This window comes from Bradyrhizobium japonicum USDA 6 (assembly GCF_000284375.1).
Taxonomy (GTDB): Bacteria; Pseudomonadota; Alphaproteobacteria; order Rhizobiales; family Xanthobacteraceae; genus Bradyrhizobium; species Bradyrhizobium japonicum.
In genome coordinates this window covers 8,173,372-8,189,106 of the sequence record NC_017249.1, presented here as the reverse complement: position 1 = coordinate 8,189,106, position 15,735 = coordinate 8,173,372, and the positions used below count along the sequence as shown (strand labels likewise).

Here is a 15,735-nt window from a genome sequence, read left to right as displayed (position 1 = left end):
TCGAAAAGCTCGTCTGTCGGGCTTGCGCCTGATTGTCGCCTACCTGTCGTTCAGCGCGTCGTCTTACTTCGTCTTTCCGGTACTGCACTACTCGCTGCGCAACTACCAGACCTATTTCTCCGATCCACTGTGGGTGCGCGCGACTTTGGTTAGCATCCGGGTTGCTTTAATGGCCGCCGCGATGGCGACGCTGCTCGGCAGCATGCTGGCATTCGGTCTGTCGCGCGGCGGCATTCGTGGTCGAGGCGCCGTCGTTGCTCTCGTTCTCTCGCCGATCATTTTACCGACCATTGTGGTAGCGGTCGCGACCTATTTCGTGCTGGTGCGAGTTGGGCTCCAAGGCACGGAGCTCGGGTTGGCACTCGGCCACGCGGTCCATGCAATTCCCTATGTCGTCGTGATCGTTGTTGCTAATTTGCGCGATCTGAACCCGACATACGAGCGCGCGGCACGCAGCCTAGGTGCGGGTCCCCTGGTCACCTTCCGGACGATCATTGTGCCGCTTGTTATGCCAGCATTGATTGTCGCGGTGTTCTTCGCCTTCCTCACTTCATTTGACGATGTCGTTTACGTGCTGTTCCTTGGCATTGGGCGGATCACGACGTTGCCCATGCGTATGTGGGAGGGGATCAGACAAGATATAAATCCAACCATCGCGGCCGTGGCCACGCTGCAGATGGTGTTTGCCGCGACTGTTATTATCACCAGCGCCGTGCTGGGCCCCAGGAAGAAAACCTGACGACGCGGGCAAACGAAGAGATGCGAACGTACTCAAAGTACTCTTGGGAGCTGAAATGTTGATGACATCCAAGGTTAGCGGTACCGAAGTGAAGACCGGAGGCATTTCGCTACACAGCCTGCAAAAGCGCTACGGCGGCGTGACGGCCGTTGACGATGTCAGTCTTTCCATTTCACCTGGAGAGTTCGTCTCCTTGCTCGGCGCGAGCGGATCAGGAAAGACCACAACTCTGATGATGATCGCTGGATTCGAGATGCCGGATAGCGGTCGGGTGCAACTGGACGACAAGGACATTACTCGTTTGCCACCGCACCGGCGCGAACTCGGTGTGATCTTTCAGAATTATGCTCTGTTCCCGCATATGACGGTCGCCGAGAACGTTGCCTACCCCCTGCGTATGCGTCGTATGGGGAAGGCGGAGATCGAAAGCCGCGTCCGCCGAGTTCTCGATCAGGTCCACTTGGGTGCGTTGGCCTCTCGCTACCCGCACCAGATGTCCGGCGGTCAGCAGCAGAGAGTAGCGATCGCACGCGCACTCGTGTTCAACCCGCCCGTTCTTCTCCTTGACGAGCCCTTGGGCGCTCTCGACCGGAAGTTGCGCGAGCATCTCAGAAACGAGATCAAGACCCTGCATAGTGAAGTTGGCAAAACGATGGTCTACGTCACACACGATCAGGACGAGGCACTCGCCATGTCCGATCGGGTCGCGGTCATGCACGAAGGGCGGATTCGGCAGGTCTCTTGTCCGCAGGACATCTATCGCAAGCCCGCTGACTTGTTCGTGGCAAGTTTCGTCGGTGAAGTAAATCTTATCCCTGCCAAACTCAAATCCGGCACCGTTCACGGTCCTGCAGGCGAGGTGTTGCCGGCCGCGCCATGGACGGGCGGAGACAGGGATGCGACGCTTTGTGTGCGGCCCGAGCATTTGCGCCTCGTCGCCGGACACTCGGGTGGGATTCAAGGGCGCATAGTGGAAAAGACGTTCGTCGGTGACGCCACGATCTATCAATTCCGCAGCGATTCAGGACTACAGCTGACGTCGAAGGTGCTGAACATCTCTGCCGACACTATGCCCCACATCGGCGATGTCTGTGTCGCATCGTGGATTGAAAACGACGCAACGATCCTTACAGAGTGAGTTGCCGTCATCGCTTGTGCGCACTTTGCGGATTCTCGGCGGCGGTCTCGTCTGTCGAAGGAGTGGGGTAGGCAGCCGGATAGACCCGTACAGCTTGCCCCACCGCTTTTGCTTGCCGCTGCTCCGCGGATGATATCTTGTCGGGAGGACGGCTCGAGCAGTCTTCGATACTGTCAGTTCGAGGAAGCCCATACATGGGTTCGCCTGCTCAGATTGGTCGCCAGAGATCGCGCTTTGAGTAGCCATACATCGACTCATCTGCGCGTTCTCTGTCACAAACCAAGGGGTGACGCACTGGATGAGGCTTGAGCCGCTTGACGTTCCTTGCGGCAGGCCAGCCGATTAGCTTCGGTCTTTCCGACCTCAGGGCTATCGCTGCCCTCGTCCAGACCAGTAAACCACGAGCCCACAAACGTGTAGGCGGTGTACGTTACCCACTCCCTCTGCTTGGATGGATTGATAGGCTGAGGCGCATCGCCGGTTTAACTTCTGCACCTGATCTGGCCGTTTCGCCTCACGCGATACTGGACGCGACAGGCGAGCGTTCCAAGCAGCCCGCCGCGACTTTCGTATGAGTTTATCCTAGGCGGTGCCGCTTCGGACACTATAAGGGCCAGCTAGGGAAGGGACACGGGAGACGGTTAGGGTGGGTAACCACGAGTGGGCGACGAGCACACCAGAACATTTGGACATTCGTACTAGTCCTCGGTCGGAACATCGATCGGAATGGCAAAGCCTGCCTTCACCCGGTCCATTATCACCATTGTCTTAAAGCCCTTGATGTCCGCGTTCTCGTAGAAAAAGCGGCGCGTGAACTGCTCATAATCCTCCATGGTACGCGCCGTGATGTACAGGACAAAGTCAGCTTCGCCGGTCACATAAAACCCATTCACGACATCAACTGACGATTTGATTGCCTTCTTAAATTTGTCGATGATGTCGGAACGTTCGCGCTCCAACGTCACCAACACCAGCATTTGAATTGGCCGTCCTACAGCTTTCGGTGAGACGATGGACACGTCCGACTCGATGATGCCCTCACACCGAAGTCTCTTCAGTCGTCGTTGACACGCCGTGGCCGAAAGTCCGGCAAGTTCGCCGATCGTCTCTGATGTTAGTCGGTTATTCTTTTGCACGATCTCCAGGATGCGGGCATCGATTCTATCGTATTGCATGAACGGCTCCCCCCTTGGTGAATATCGCCGCGAATTCAGTGCGTGATGCAGGAAATCATCCCACTCGACCAGAAATGCGACGCAAACTACCGTGCATCGAAGGTAGCCTGATTGCATGGACAATTTCAACAGATGACGCGCAGGACTCTCAAGTGGAAGCTGGCACTGTTCGACAGACCGGTCCGCACATGATCGGTATCGCAAAAAGACATTTGCAAAGCGTGAGGCGCCGCGACTTCCTTGCTGGCGCCGCACTCATTGACGGTCGATGGGTAACGAAGGCCTCGACGGACACTGTCGTCGATCCAGCTACCGAGGAGGATATTGCGGAGGTTAGCCGCTGCAGCGCCGGAGACGTAAACCTCGCGGTCACATCAGCTGAGACTGCGTTCGGCTCCTGGCGAGCGCTTTTGCCGGCGACCCGTGGGGCGATACTTAGGTCATGGGCCAGGTTGATGCTCGAGCATTCGGATGACCTCGCCGTCCTGGTCACGAGCGAGCAGGGCAAGCCGCTTTCTGAGTCTCGCCACGAGATTACGTACGGTGCCGGGTTCCTCGACTGGTTCGCGGCGGAGGGCGAGCGAGCCTACGGAGAGACCATCCCCAGTCATAAGCCTGGAAGTTTGCTTCAGGTGCGTATGCAGCCAATCGGCGTCTCCGCTGCGATCACGCCTTGGAACTTTCCGGTTGCCATGATTACACGAAAGGCCGGAGCAGCCCTTGCCGCCGGCTGCCCTATCATCGTGAAACCTGCCCCCGAGACCCCTCTATCTGCTCTTGCTGTGGCCCGACTCGCCGAAGAAGCAGGTGTCCCGCCTGGCGTGTTTCAGGTGCTGGTTGGTGATCCCATCGAACTTTCGGCGTCCTTGTTGGAAGACACGAGGATACGTGCCCTTTCCTTCACGGGTTCTACTCAAGTCGGTCGCCTATTGCTGGAAGGATCCGCTGCGACCGTGAAGAAAGTGTCGCTCGAGCTCGGAGGGCATGCGCCCTTTCTCGTCTTTGATGATGTCGATCTTCGCAAAACCGTCAGAGGCGTGATGGCCGCCAAGTTCGCGACGTCCGGCCAGGACTGCTTGGCAGCTAACCGCATCTACGTACAAAGACGCATCTATAGCGACTTCATCGACTCCTTTGCTGCGGCAATTTCCAAGCTCAGGGTTGGTCATGGCCTGGACGCTACAACGGATATTGGGCCGATGACGAAGGCGGCGGTAGCTAACAAATGCAGGGCCCAAATCAGTGACGCGGCGGCAAAGGGGGCGCGGGTTTTCTCCCCAAAGCTAGGCGATGAACTGGGCGAAAACTTTGTTGCTCCGACGCTGCTGAGCGATGTAACCGAAGAGATGCTCATCGCACATGAGGAGACGTTTGGGCCCGTGGCGGCCGTGCTGCCCTTCGACTCTGAAGACGAGGTCGTCGCACGCGCCAACGCGAACGAGATGGGGCTGGCTGGATACGTCTACACCGACAACCTGCGCCGAGCGCTCAGGCTTTCGGAGCAACTCGAGTGCGGAATGATTGGAATCAATACCGCATCGTTCACTGGCCCGCCGATTCCCTTTGGCGGATGGAAGCAGTCTGGGCTTGGTCGCGAAGGATCGCGGCACGGATTGGCAGAATATATGGAGCTGAAGTACGTCTGCTTCGGCGATTTGACGGGCTAGGAGAGTGCGGAATGTCTGACCTTAAGGCCATCGCCGAGCTGGATCGTTCGAGTGTTCTGCACCCATTCACTCAGCTCAAGGAGTTTGCGAGCGGACAAGCGGGTGACCCGACAATCGTTACAGGAGGGAAGGGTATCCGCATCGAAGACGCGCAGGGCCATACTTACATTGACGCCTTTGCTGGTCTCTACTGCGTAAACATTGGATACGGCCGGACCGAGGTGGCGGAGGCCATTGCGCGGCAAGCTTACAAACTCGCATACTATCATACGTATGCGGCGCACACCACCGACGAGTTGGCCAAACTCGCAAATCGTCTCGTGCGAATGGCTCCGGGAAAACCAAGTAAAGTATTCTTCGGCTTGTCAGGGTCGGACGCTAACGAGACCCAGGCCAAGCTCGTCTGGTACTACAATAATCTGCGGGGTCATCCCAAGAAGAAGAAGATCATCTCGCGCGAGCGCGGTTATCACGGCTGCTCAGTGATCTCCGGTTCGATGACCGGGATGTCGTTCTACCATGATCATATGGATCTTCCCTTCCCGGGCATCCTGCACACGGGGACCCCGCACCATTATTGGGGCGCCGAGCCGGGCGAGACAGAAGAGGACTTTTCTCGGAGGCGTGCGGCCGAGCTCGAACAGCTGATCGTACGGGAGGGGCCGGAGACGATCGGCGCCTTCATTGGCGAGCCGGTGCTTGGCACGGGCGGTATAACACCGCCGCCGGCGGGCTATTGGCGCGAAGTTCAGGCTGTGCTGAGGCGTTACGACATCCTTCTGATCGCGGATGAGGTCATTTGTGGCTTTGGGCGAACCGGCGCTGACTTTGGCAGCACTTTGTACGGAATGGAGCCAGACCTGGTGACGGTCGCCAAAGGGTTGACGTCTGGGTACGTGCCACTCTCGGGAGCCATTGTTGGCGAGAGAGTTTATGCAGTGATGGAGGAAGCCGCGGATCGCATCGGGGCATTCTCGCACGGCTACACCTATTCTGGCCATCCAATCGCGGCAGCCGCCGCCAACGCGGTCCTCGATATCGTCGAAAATGAAAGACTTAGCGACAGGGCGAGAGTCGTAGGCGCACACTTTCAGAAGCGGCTCAAGGAGCGATTTGCGCAGCTCGAAATCGTCGGTGAGGTGCGCGGTGTGGGGCTACTTGGCGCGATCGAATTCGTGGCGGATCGGCAGTCAAAGCGGCGATTCGATGCGCAGCTCAAGGTGGGCGCCCGCATCTCCAAGGCTGCTCGTGATCGGGGGCTCATTGCACGAGCGATGCCACACGGCGACATTCTAGGGTTTGCTCCGCCTCTCGTCGTCTCCGAAGCGGAGATCGACGAGATCGTCGAGTTGGCCTATCGAGCGACGAAGCAAGTCATGGATGAGCTCGCCAAAGATGCTGCCATGGCTTGAGGTGGACTCTCGAACACGGGTGAATCGCATGCCGACGACTCGCATGAGCGGATCTGGCAGGCTTCTATGTCGCAGGAAGCTCTCCGCAAGGCCGCCGATCCGTCCGTAGCGAGTTTCGTCGTGGAGTTCTCCCTCGCCGACATCGACGCGGAATTGTTTGCGGGTAGCCAGACTTGCATGCGCCTCAACGGATAGTCGTTTCTCTGCGGCCGCGGAGACGCCTCGACATATCAGCAATCGAGAGCTCTAGCGTAGCGCCGCGCGTGAGAGAATGCTTGCCGAATGAGCCATTTGCGACGTTTGCTGCGATTTTCGACAAAAGCGACCCGGGCTACCGCTGAGACCGGCAATGCCCGACCTGTTGGCTGTCGTAGCCCAAATCATTTTGCAGCCGAACGAATCGCCAACATCCGACCATTCTGAGTTTAACCGCAACAAAGGATCCAGACCGAGATGCCCGGCGACAGCCCCTCTCTTACCATTCTCCTCAACGACCCAGATGCCGACGTATATGCCCGACTCATAGCGAAGCGCTTCCCCCACGTCCGTGCGATTGAGGCGGCGAACCGCCGTAGCCTCGAAGAAAATATTGGCCAGGCGGATGCACTGTTGGCATCTCGCATTTCGCCTGAGCTGTTATGTCAAGCGAAGAATCTACGCTGGATCCAGTCCGCTGCGGCGGGAGTCGAGTCAATGCTCCCCATCCGCGATCAACTGATCGGCCGCATCGTTGTGACCAATGTGAGGGGCCTGCATGGTGAGGGCATCGCTGATTTTGTGATGGGCGGTGTCACAATGCTCCATTGGGACTTTATGCGATTTCTGCGTGAGCAATCGGAGCGCAAGTGGATCCCACGCCCTGTGGCTCCTCTAGCAGAGAAGACGCTCGGTGTCGTAGGGCTGGGTTCTATCGGTACGACTATTGCTCGTCGTGCCAAGGGCGCCGGCATGACTGTATTCGGCTTGAAGCGCGATACGTCAGTTCCGATCGACGTCGTCGACAGGCTGTTCTCCTTGGATGCGCTACACAATCTACTGCCGCTCTGTGATTTTGTGGTCCTCGCACTGCCGGCAACGCCGGATACGACCGGCCTTATAGGCGCACCTGAGATCGCACGCATGCGGTCCGACGCATTTCTCATCAATATCGGGCGGGGAAACGCAGTTGTCGAGGCAGAGCTCATAAAGGCCTTGCAGACAAATGCGATCGCTGGTGCGATGCTCGACGTGTTCGAGCAGGAGCCTTTGCCGCACAACAGCCCGTTATGGGACCTGCCAAACGTAATCGTGACGCCGCATGTGTCGGGGACACAGCCAAACTATACCGATCGAGTATTCCCCATATTGGCCGACAACATTGAGCGCTTGCTAAGCGGGCAGGCCTTGAAAAATGTTATAGACCTGCAACGTGGCTATTGAAATCGCAGTTCCGAATGGCGCCTTGGCGACGTGACGCTCACGCTCATGACCGGCTTCGGCCGCGCGGGACCTCTTCACACTTGAATGCGACTGGCCGGACGCCAGCTGCGTACCCCGACACAAAGACCGGTTCGCAGACGCGGGTCATCGGCAAGGCGGACCGGCATCACCAGGAGAGTTCAGCTCGGCGAGTACTCGCGACTTCAACTCTCTCTGACATCGCCGGCGGCGAGCAGCGCGTCGATGTCGGCGTCGGTGTATTCCAAACACAGTAGGATAATTCGAGTAGACGGCGCCGTATTTCTGGGCGGGGGCAAGCGCATAGACTTTCTCGACCGCCGGTCGAACGGCATAGGGGTCGAGCTGTGGACCGAATGGCTGCTCGGGTGGTCGGGGTATCTCGAAATGGAGAAGCTGCCTCGGTCGGTTCCCGGCGCGGCATCCGCCGGGCGACAATTTTCAGAACGTATCGCATTGATGCTCCCGCAGATTGCCACGCCAGTATCTGGCGCATTCAATCTCGACACCCATTCTTGTGCAGTGACCTGTCCGATCGCCGCGGCAAGGAACACCGACTTGTCCTGCGCCGGCGATCCCTTGCAAACCATCGACTCTCGCAAGCCGAGGCAAGTCGCTTACGAGGTCGTTCAACATGATGCTGTCGGCGACAGCTCGCCACGTAGGGGCGCGCCAGTGCGCTGAAGCCCTTGGCATCAGGACCGACGGGTTCGTCAAATGGCTGCCGCCCTGGAAAGTCGTCGCAATAGGGATCTGCAGCAGGCCCGAGAGTGCCGTCAGCGACCTCCTGGGTCGCCACACCCGGCCGATTTTCGACTTCTGGTACAACGCGGCCGCAACGCCCAGAGCCAAGCTATATGCACCCAAGGCGTCGATCGTCCCCAAGTGCGCGTGCCTTCGGGAGTTTCCGATGAACCGCCAAACCTGAGCATGATTCCGCTCACTGCCCGGGCGATGTCGTCGTAGCCTAGGTCGTCGCTGCGCGAACCACGGCGTGGGCCGCCAAAGCAATCGACCTGACAGAAGATCACGTTTGGATTGAGCGTCTCCAGGCTCTTCCTATCCAGCCCCCTGCGATTGACGTCTCGGTCGGTTGCGTTCCAGACGATGACGTCGACCGGTTTGACAGCCTCTCGAAGACCTCACGCCTCTTGGCGCGGTGATGTCAAGCTGCGCCGACTGCTTTCCGGCATGTTGAACATCGCTATGACGACGTTGAAGCCGGCATGATAATGGGATCGCACCGGGGCGATCTTGATCACCTCCGCGGCGAAGCGGGCCAGGTAGAATGCCGTGTGCCGATCGGCAATGACATTGGCCATGTCGAGAACCCGTAAGCCGTCGAGCTATCCCGACAGTTCTTGGCCTATCCGGGGCACTGATCGCTGCGCAGGGGGCGCCGAGAGTGCAGCGCCGGCCTCGCCGGCCGCCACCCATCGGCGGGGCATCGGATTTAACATTGCTTCTCCGCTATCCTGCGTCCAGCACACAGGTCCAGGCCGGGTCATCGGTCCATATTCTGGGTCGGTCACCAACAGACCCGCAGACAAGGCGTGTTCATGATGCAGCCACTCTCCTAGGGAATTCTGTGGGCTGCTGCAATGCGGTGTTCCCGGAAGATGTGTTCCCACTCCGCCGAAGGGCGGGTCAGGAACGCGGCCTTCATCCGCGCGATGATCTTGTCTGCAGTGGCGAGGCAATGGCCAGACGCTTAGAAGGTGATCCGATTTCCATTCGCGCGTGGGAAGTTAGGAATCGCCTGACCAACCTTTCGGCAACGAGGCCGTCGCAGATCCCGAGGCCCTGCAGGCAGCGCCTTGTATGAAGGTTGTGGTGCCGGGGTAGGTTACGGAGAACATCCGCCCGTCCTTGCACCTGTAGCCACCCTTTCGATAGAAGGTATCCTGAAGGTCCTGAATCCATCAGCAACTGCGGTTTGAGCCGCCGCGTGTACGCGAGGGCCTCCGTGGCTGCGCAGATGAGCGGTACTTTGATGTGGTCACCGACACCGCTGCGTTCCCGCGCCTGAAGGGCCAGCGCCGTGGCCGATGCGGCGATCACGGCACCATAGGCGGAGGCGAGGGGCAGCGCCGCAAAGTATCGGTTCAGTCCCATATCCGTTTAACACCCCGCGGACGGGCGACGACGGACTCGAAGGCGCGCCACTCGCGGCGGAGCGCATCATGCGGGGGAGATTGTCTCTCATACGTACACCGGGCGGTACATGTCGCAATCGAGGGTCATCAAGGCTTTCGCGCGACTTTGGAGATCTTGGAACCTTCGGGAATGAAATACCGTTTCCGGGATATGTCCCCAAGGGTCCCGACCTTGACCGTCACGGACCTCATGTTCCTGGACGTGGGCGGATTAACTTTGAACTCATCCGCTCTCTGGATACGCTCCCAGTTCAATTATCGCCGTTATTCCGCACCAGGGGATTGCCTTCGTTGGCGATCTCATGTGCGAAGCGGGTTACCATCGTTCCTGGATGCCGATACCTACGGTTGGATTGGGCCGTTGGAGTGATTGAAGCGCTGGACGTCCGATACATTGTACCGGGACACGGGAATGTGTGCGGCACCGCCGAAGTCAAACACTTCCGTCAGCAGATGGAGGATCTTGTTGGCCAGGTCGAGCGTCGGGTTGACGCAGGGCAAAGCAAAGAGTTCGTCATGACAGAAGTCAAATACGAGGATAATATTCATACCGCGGTCAACGGCTGGACCTCCTTTCCCGAACATATGATCAAGAGCTGCATGATGCGCGGCATCAGCCGCTTTTACGATGACGTGCTCAACAGACGATCCGATCCTCACCCAACCGATCCGACGATGGGGCTGACTTTGACGCTTGCCAGAACTTCCGGGCTGCCACCTAGCAATACAACACTGCGAGCCTGCAGTGGAAGGTCGCCGCGATTCCATCGCTCGATCCTTTTCCTGCGATATTCGGTGAACGCAAGAGAAAAACTGCGCGTAACGTGCTTCGATCTGCATTAGGATCCTGAGGATGACCTCGCAAACTCTACCCTCACTGGGCATTCTTCACCTCGAGCGCGGCCTAGCGCCCGGCGCAACACCACCAACGCCCGCGCCTGGCGCGGTATTGCATCCGAGAACCTTTGATTTCCCGGTAATCTGGGAAACCGTTGCCGGAGCCTGGGTGGAGAACGTCGTTCGCGGAGATCCAGCGTTGGAGCCGGCATTCGTTGCAGCAGCTCAGCGCTTAGCCGAGCGCGGCGCTGTCGCAATAAGCTCAACGTGTGGCTTCTCTATCCGGCATCAGTCCGCAGTGGCTGCGTCTGTGACCGTGCCCGTAGTCATGTCGAGCTTGCTCCTGCTGCCGTCACTGCTCCGGCAGTTACCGCGCTCGGCGAAGATTGCCGTCCTAACTTACGACTCGACACATTGCGGCGAAGATCTGCTCGGACTGGAAGATCCGAATGAACGCGCGAGGGTCGTGATTGGCGGTATCGAGGGCGGTAAGTTCTGGCATGACGAATTGAAGAATCCTCCTCCGCCTACGGATGTCGCCGCAATTGAAACCGATGTCATGGCCTGCATCCAACGGCTCCGAAGCGCCCATCCAGAAATATCGACGATCCTGTTCGAATGCGCAGCATTCCCGACCGTTGCGGCCTATGTTCGTCGTACGGCGAAGCTACCCGTCTACGACATCACTGACCTTTGCCGCATCACAATGGCCTCCACCGGCTGGACGGCGGGATAGCTCACGGGGGTCGCCTGGTCACTTAGAGGTGCATCAAAGCGAGATGCCCATCGTCTTCAAGCGTCCGCTTGCTTAAAACGGGTGCTGCGGCCCTCGCTTTCTCTGGTCGTGCTCACCCGCCCTCCGATGATTGAACAATCAAGAGCGCGACGCCGTATTGGCATCGCCCACTCATCTTGCGAACATTCGCGCAAGCGTCCGCTCAGAATAGAGTTTGGAATCAGGTTCTAGGGCGATGCGAGCATCACCTCTCATGCTGCCAACGCGCACGGTCTGACTTTTAAGTGATCCCATAGAAACGACGAGGGACTACTCCCCTGACGAAGAATTCGACCATGGAGGTGTAATCAAAGACCGGCACGCCGGTCGCTCTCTGGACCGCCGCGGCGTAGGGCGGAAGCTCAGAACACTCGAGCAAAAACACACCTATATCTGGTCGCTTAGCTTGCAAATCCAGAGCAGCTCGAACTGTTTCGGCCTCGACGGCATCGACGTCCATGTTAGCTGTCGCGTTCAGAATAACAGATGCAAATGACGGTGATTTTTCGAGCCCGACGATAGAGACGCGCCTACAATCAGGTAAAATGCCGGCCGCTTCCAGCAGATCCGGAGTAAAGGGCGCCTTGGCCGTAATAATCCCGACTGATTTAGTCGGCGGAAGCATCCGCTCCAAGAAAGGTGCTAGAACAAGCGGGGACAGGCAAACAGGAATGTCGACCGCCGCTCGCACCGCTTCCTGGTACCGGACCATGAATCCACAGTTTGCGGTGATAAAGCTCGCGCCCTCACGTGCAAGCTCAACCGCAGCCTTCACAGCGATAGACTCTGTCGCGGCATTGTTGGGGACCTGAAGCATCGGGAAGGTAAGGCCCAGCATCGGCTTATAACGAACGGGGACACTCCACGTGCTCGCGTTGTTCACGCTTCCAGGAGGGTAAAAGCGATCAAAAGGGTCGTCTGTCGTGGCGCGCTGAACCATCAAGATACCCACCGGTGCGCCGTAAAACTGCAGATTGCGTTTTGGCGACGATGTCCGAACCACCCCATTATGGGAGTCACTCATTTTTCAAACTGGTCCTTCCATTCACTGAAGTTGATAAATCGCAATCCCGACGGATAGGCTTTCAATAAAATCGCGCTTCTTGCGTCGCAGATGCGAGGAATTCCCACCTTTAGCGGTTTACCAGGCCGGATCTCCGCTTCATGTCCGAGCTTGCATCTGCAAGGCGAACGAGCATCTTGCGAATGTTCGCTCCGGACAGCACCCCGATAAACGCGTCAGCCGCGAGCTCCAAGCCATCGACAACGGTCTGCTTGGGCACCAGGTCACCGCTGTGCAGCCCTTCTCCGACCTGCGTCTTGAATTCGGGGCGCAAGTAGGGGCTCAGCGTCGACCTTGATGCTTGCCTCGGACTTCTTCACTTCAGCCGCTCCCATCTGCAAATCCAATTTCATTCCGATATCGCTCTTGAGATGTGTTCTGGCCGAAGATGCTAAAGGCGATTTCGCTACTGAAAGCTGAGGAATTCGAACATGATTGCCGGATTTCAACGAAAAGGGCGCACTGTTCGCTGGAGTTCGGCGATACCAATTCCTGCCCGGCGGTTTCGCCCTCCCCGAAAGCGGCAACCCCGCTTCTTTCCGCAGAGTTGCACTACGCGTCAGGTCAAAGGAAGCCGGCCGATATAATCTCTCCAAAGCGAAGATGTGCGCGCCACCCTTTTTGAATACACAGGCGACCTGTTCTTCCGCTTACTCCAGGGATGCCTGTCGAGCTGCGACCCTGATCTTGGTCTTTCCGGCAATCGAGAACTAGGTAATTTGAACGAATCGGTGCGAGGAGCTGACCGCCTCTCGCGCGGTACCCGCTGAATTTGGTCAAAAACGTCCTCGGGGCGCAGGATTTTGGCGTACCAGACCGCTCCTTTGCACATTGTGCGCATTCGAGCCCGATTACATTTGAAAAAGCTGAATGCTAATTCCACGAGGAGCGCGCGTGATGGTTGCCGTTGTTCACCAAGATCGCACCAATATGACTGACGCCGAATGGCAAATCCGCTGCGACCTTGCTGCGCTATACCGGATCTGCGACCTTTACGGCTGGACCGATACGATCAACTCCCATCTATCGGCACGTATTCCCGGTGAACCGAACTGCTTCCTGATCAACAATTACGGCGATTTGTTCGGCGAGGTCACCGCATCCAGCTTGGTGAAGATGGACACCGACGGCAAAGTATATGCCAAAAATGGGGCCTTCAACGACGCGGGCTTTATCATTCACGCTGGCATCTACAGGGCCAAGACTGATGTCAATTGCGTGATGCACACTCACGTACGCGCGGGCACCGGCATTTCTGTTCTGAAGCAAGGCCTCAGGCCAATCAGTCAAGACGCGCTCGAAGTCTACGACGAGGTCACCTATCACGAGTATGGCTCGCTCGGCTCATATAACGAGGGCGATGCGCTAGGCGTAACCTGCCAAAAGGGCGAATGCCTCATATTGCGCAACCATGGCCTGCTCACCATCGGCGCAACGCCTCAGGCCGCACTCCAGCGCATGTACGCCCTGGTACGTGCTTGCGAGATCGAAGTGATCGCCCGCACCTTGGACGAGCCGCCGACGCCGATCGATCCCGAGGTGGTGAAAGACTACGCCAAGCGCAACAAGCCGAAGCGTGCCTTGCCCGAATTCGGAATCAAGGAATGGCGGGCTGCGGTCCGCCAAATCGAAGGCCGCGGCACGGATTGGCGGCAGTAAGGTTGGCATGGGCCTGCGAGCTAGAGCCTCAGCACGCGCGCAACTCAAGCCAAGTGCGATTGGCGAAGCGCGCGCATGCTTTGTCAGCCAGCGGGCTGGATTGCTCCGACATGAATGGCGCTCGTCGAGGACTTCCATTCCGCCAAGCGAGCGAAAGACCGGCGAATATTATCGATCGACGCTGGCGTTGCCGTTGATCGAGGCGCCGCCTCAAACCAGCAGCTCACCCTTGGGTTAACCCGGTGGCCTGCCCTGAAGCAGCCCACATGACTTGCGTAACACGAGCGTTTACCGAAAGTCGCCGCAAGGTCCTCACTTGTTTTCAAGTGCGGTATGTGCGCAGGAATCCTGCGTGGCTGGGCCGCTAGCTCTATTCTTTCTTCGTTTCTACATCGGTGTTGGATGAGAATCCATGCAGCAAACCGCTAAGGTTCCTTTGTGGGGATCGCAGGCTGACGGTCGCCGGGCTGCACAGCTGGCGACCCGATGATTGCGCTCGCAACGCTCGTTTGGCCTTGCAAGGAGGGACCTAATGACCAAGCAGAACACCAACGGCGCTTCAAGCGCCAGCATGACCCGGCGCTTGATCCTACAAGCAACGGCAAGTTCGCTAGCCATGCCGCTTGTCACGAAGTCCACGCTCGCCTGGGCGGAGGAAAAGCTCGCCGGCAGTGGGGAAGTCGTCGTTCAGACATTTGGCGGCTCCTACACCGAGGGCTTTCGACGATACGTCCATGATCCATTCACCAAGGCGACCGGAATAAAGGTCGTCGACGTGGTCGCTGATATCGCTGACCCGCAGGTCATGGCGATGTCCCGGGCCGGCCGGGTCGATTGGGACATCGCCCAGGTTTCGATCGTGAGCTATCTCGGGATGCATGCAACCGGAATGTTCGTGCCGATCGACTACAAACTTTGGGATCAAGAGTCGCTCAAAGGCGTCCCTCCGAACGCTCGTCTCGAGGCTGGCGCCCTGCTTTACTCCACCGCGACGGTTCTCGCCTACGACGAGCGCGCTTTCCCGCAAGGTGGCCCGAAAAACTGGTTTGATTTTTGGGACGTCAGGAAATTTCCTGGGCCGCGGGGGCTGAGCGTCATCAACCCCTGGCGTACGTTGACATTTGCGCTTGTCGCAGCCGGGGTCGCACCAAACAACATTTGGCCGCTGACCGATGACAAACTCGATCGCGCATTCGAAAAGCTAAACGAGATCAAGCCCCACATCACAAAGTGGTGGAATGCTGGTGGTGAACCGACTCAACTGCTGATCAACCGAGAATACGCGATGACCAGCGTGTATGACGGCCGCGTGCTCAGCGCAATGAAGCAGGGCGCTCCGATCAAATTCATCTGGGACGGTGCTGATCTGGCGGGGAGCACCGTCGGTGTGATCCTCAAGGGCTCACCAAACACCGGGAATGCGCAAAAATTGATCGCATTCATGAATCGTGCTCAGATTGCTGCCGGCGTTACTCAGGGTACCGGCTACTCAGCGCCGAATAGCCATCAGCTTGAACATCTACCGGCCGACCTCATTCCCCTGCTTAGCGTCAATCCGGAGAATGCTGCGAAGACCATCATCGAAGACTCCAATTGGCTGGCTGCCAAACGCCCCGATGGCAAGTCGAATTCTGATTACATCCAAGAGCGATGGTTGAGGTGGCGGACGGCATAAGT

The 15,735-nt window shown here is 58.0% G+C and carries 13 protein-coding genes and 1 pseudogene; 10 read left to right on the top strand and 4 right to left on the bottom strand.

From position 1 onward, the window contains the following. Positions 1-22 precede the first annotated feature (22 nt). Positions 23-739: an ABC transporter permease gene (locus tag BJ6T_RS38005; protein WP_014497879.1), complete on the top strand. Its 717-nt coding sequence runs from the start codon at positions 23-25 to the stop codon at positions 737-739. A gap of 55 nt (positions 740-794) precedes the next feature. Continuing rightward, positions 795-1,877: an ABC transporter ATP-binding protein gene (locus BJ6T_RS38000; protein WP_141379390.1), complete on the top strand. Its 1,083-nt coding sequence runs from the start codon at positions 795-797 to the stop codon at positions 1,875-1,877. A 698-nt stretch (positions 1,878-2,575) separates the two neighbouring features. Here BJ6T_RS38000 and BJ6T_RS37995 read toward each other — a convergent pair. Then, positions 2,576-3,052, bottom strand: coding sequence for an Lrp/AsnC family transcriptional regulator (locus BJ6T_RS37995; RefSeq protein ID WP_014497877.1), 477 nt, complete (start codon positions 3,050-3,052; stop codon positions 2,576-2,578). Positions 3,053-3,240: 188 nt separating this feature from the next. Here BJ6T_RS37995 and BJ6T_RS37990 point away from each other — a divergent pair, with 188 nt between their 5' ends. From BJ6T_RS37990 to BJ6T_RS44490, 4 genes are all read left to right on the top strand, one after another. Beyond that, positions 3,241-4,719, top strand: a complete 1,479-nt coding sequence (locus tag BJ6T_RS37990) for an NAD-dependent succinate-semialdehyde dehydrogenase (protein WP_028170442.1) — start codon at positions 3,241-3,243, stop codon at positions 4,717-4,719. An 11-nt stretch (positions 4,720-4,730) separates the two neighbouring features. Then, positions 4,731-6,131 (top strand): aminotransferase, encoded by a 1,401-nt coding sequence (locus BJ6T_RS37985; RefSeq protein WP_014497875.1) that lies wholly within the window; start codon positions 4,731-4,733, stop codon positions 6,129-6,131. A 453-nt stretch (positions 6,132-6,584) separates the two neighbouring features. After that, positions 6,585-7,550: a D-2-hydroxyacid dehydrogenase gene (locus BJ6T_RS37980; protein WP_014497873.1), complete on the top strand. Its 966-nt coding sequence runs from the start codon at positions 6,585-6,587 to the stop codon at positions 7,548-7,550. 243 nt (positions 7,551-7,793) lie between these two features. Continuing rightward, positions 7,794-8,252 carry a hypothetical protein gene (locus BJ6T_RS44490; RefSeq protein ID WP_080593924.1) on the top strand — a complete coding sequence of 153 codons (459 nt, stop codon included), beginning with the start codon at positions 7,794-7,796 and terminating at the stop codon, positions 8,250-8,252. A gap of 92 nt (positions 8,253-8,344) precedes the next feature. On the opposite strand, the pseudogene BJ6T_RS48830 reads toward BJ6T_RS44490, so the two are convergent. After that, positions 8,345-8,902: pseudogene (locus tag BJ6T_RS48830) on the bottom strand (CoA transferase); the annotation flags it as partial. Between the two features lie 1,188 nt (positions 8,903-10,090). On the opposite strand from BJ6T_RS48830, the gene BJ6T_RS46470 reads away from it, so the two are divergent. Together BJ6T_RS46470 and BJ6T_RS48825 are read left to right on the top strand one after the other, a co-directional pair. Continuing rightward, a complete protein-coding gene (locus BJ6T_RS46470) occupies positions 10,091-10,567 on the top strand; it encodes a hypothetical protein (RefSeq protein ID WP_141379392.1) in 477 nt (158 codons plus the stop codon). A gap of 10 nt (positions 10,568-10,577) precedes the next feature. After that, positions 10,578-11,297, top strand: a complete 720-nt coding sequence (locus BJ6T_RS48825; RefSeq protein WP_014497869.1) for an aspartate/glutamate racemase family protein — start codon at positions 10,578-10,580, stop codon at positions 11,295-11,297. 280 nt (positions 11,298-11,577) lie between these two features. On the opposite strand, the gene BJ6T_RS37955 is transcribed toward BJ6T_RS48825, so the two are convergent. Both BJ6T_RS37955 and BJ6T_RS37950 read right to left on the bottom strand, forming a co-directional pair. Then, positions 11,578-12,360, bottom strand: coding sequence for an aspartate/glutamate racemase family protein (locus BJ6T_RS37955; RefSeq protein WP_014497868.1), 783 nt, complete (start codon positions 12,358-12,360; stop codon positions 11,578-11,580). A gap of 109 nt (positions 12,361-12,469) precedes the next feature. Beyond that, positions 12,470-12,673 carry a hypothetical protein gene (locus BJ6T_RS37950; RefSeq protein ID WP_014497867.1) on the bottom strand — a complete coding sequence of 68 codons (204 nt, stop codon included), beginning with the start codon at positions 12,671-12,673 and terminating at the stop codon, positions 12,470-12,472. Positions 12,674-13,296: 623 nt separating this feature from the next. Between BJ6T_RS37950 and BJ6T_RS37945 the strand changes: the two genes are divergently transcribed. Together BJ6T_RS37945 and BJ6T_RS37940 are read left to right on the top strand one after the other, a co-directional pair. Next, positions 13,297-14,058 carry a class II aldolase/adducin family protein gene (locus BJ6T_RS37945; protein WP_028170445.1) on the top strand — a complete coding sequence of 254 codons (762 nt, stop codon included), beginning with the start codon at positions 13,297-13,299 and terminating at the stop codon, positions 14,056-14,058. A gap of 532 nt (positions 14,059-14,590) precedes the next feature. Continuing rightward, the gene (locus tag BJ6T_RS37940) at positions 14,591-15,733 is read left to right on the top strand and encodes an ABC transporter substrate-binding protein (RefSeq protein ID WP_014497865.1); all 1,143 of its coding nucleotides are present in this window, start codon (positions 14,591-14,593) and stop codon (positions 15,731-15,733) included. Positions 15,734-15,735 lie beyond the last annotated feature (2 nt).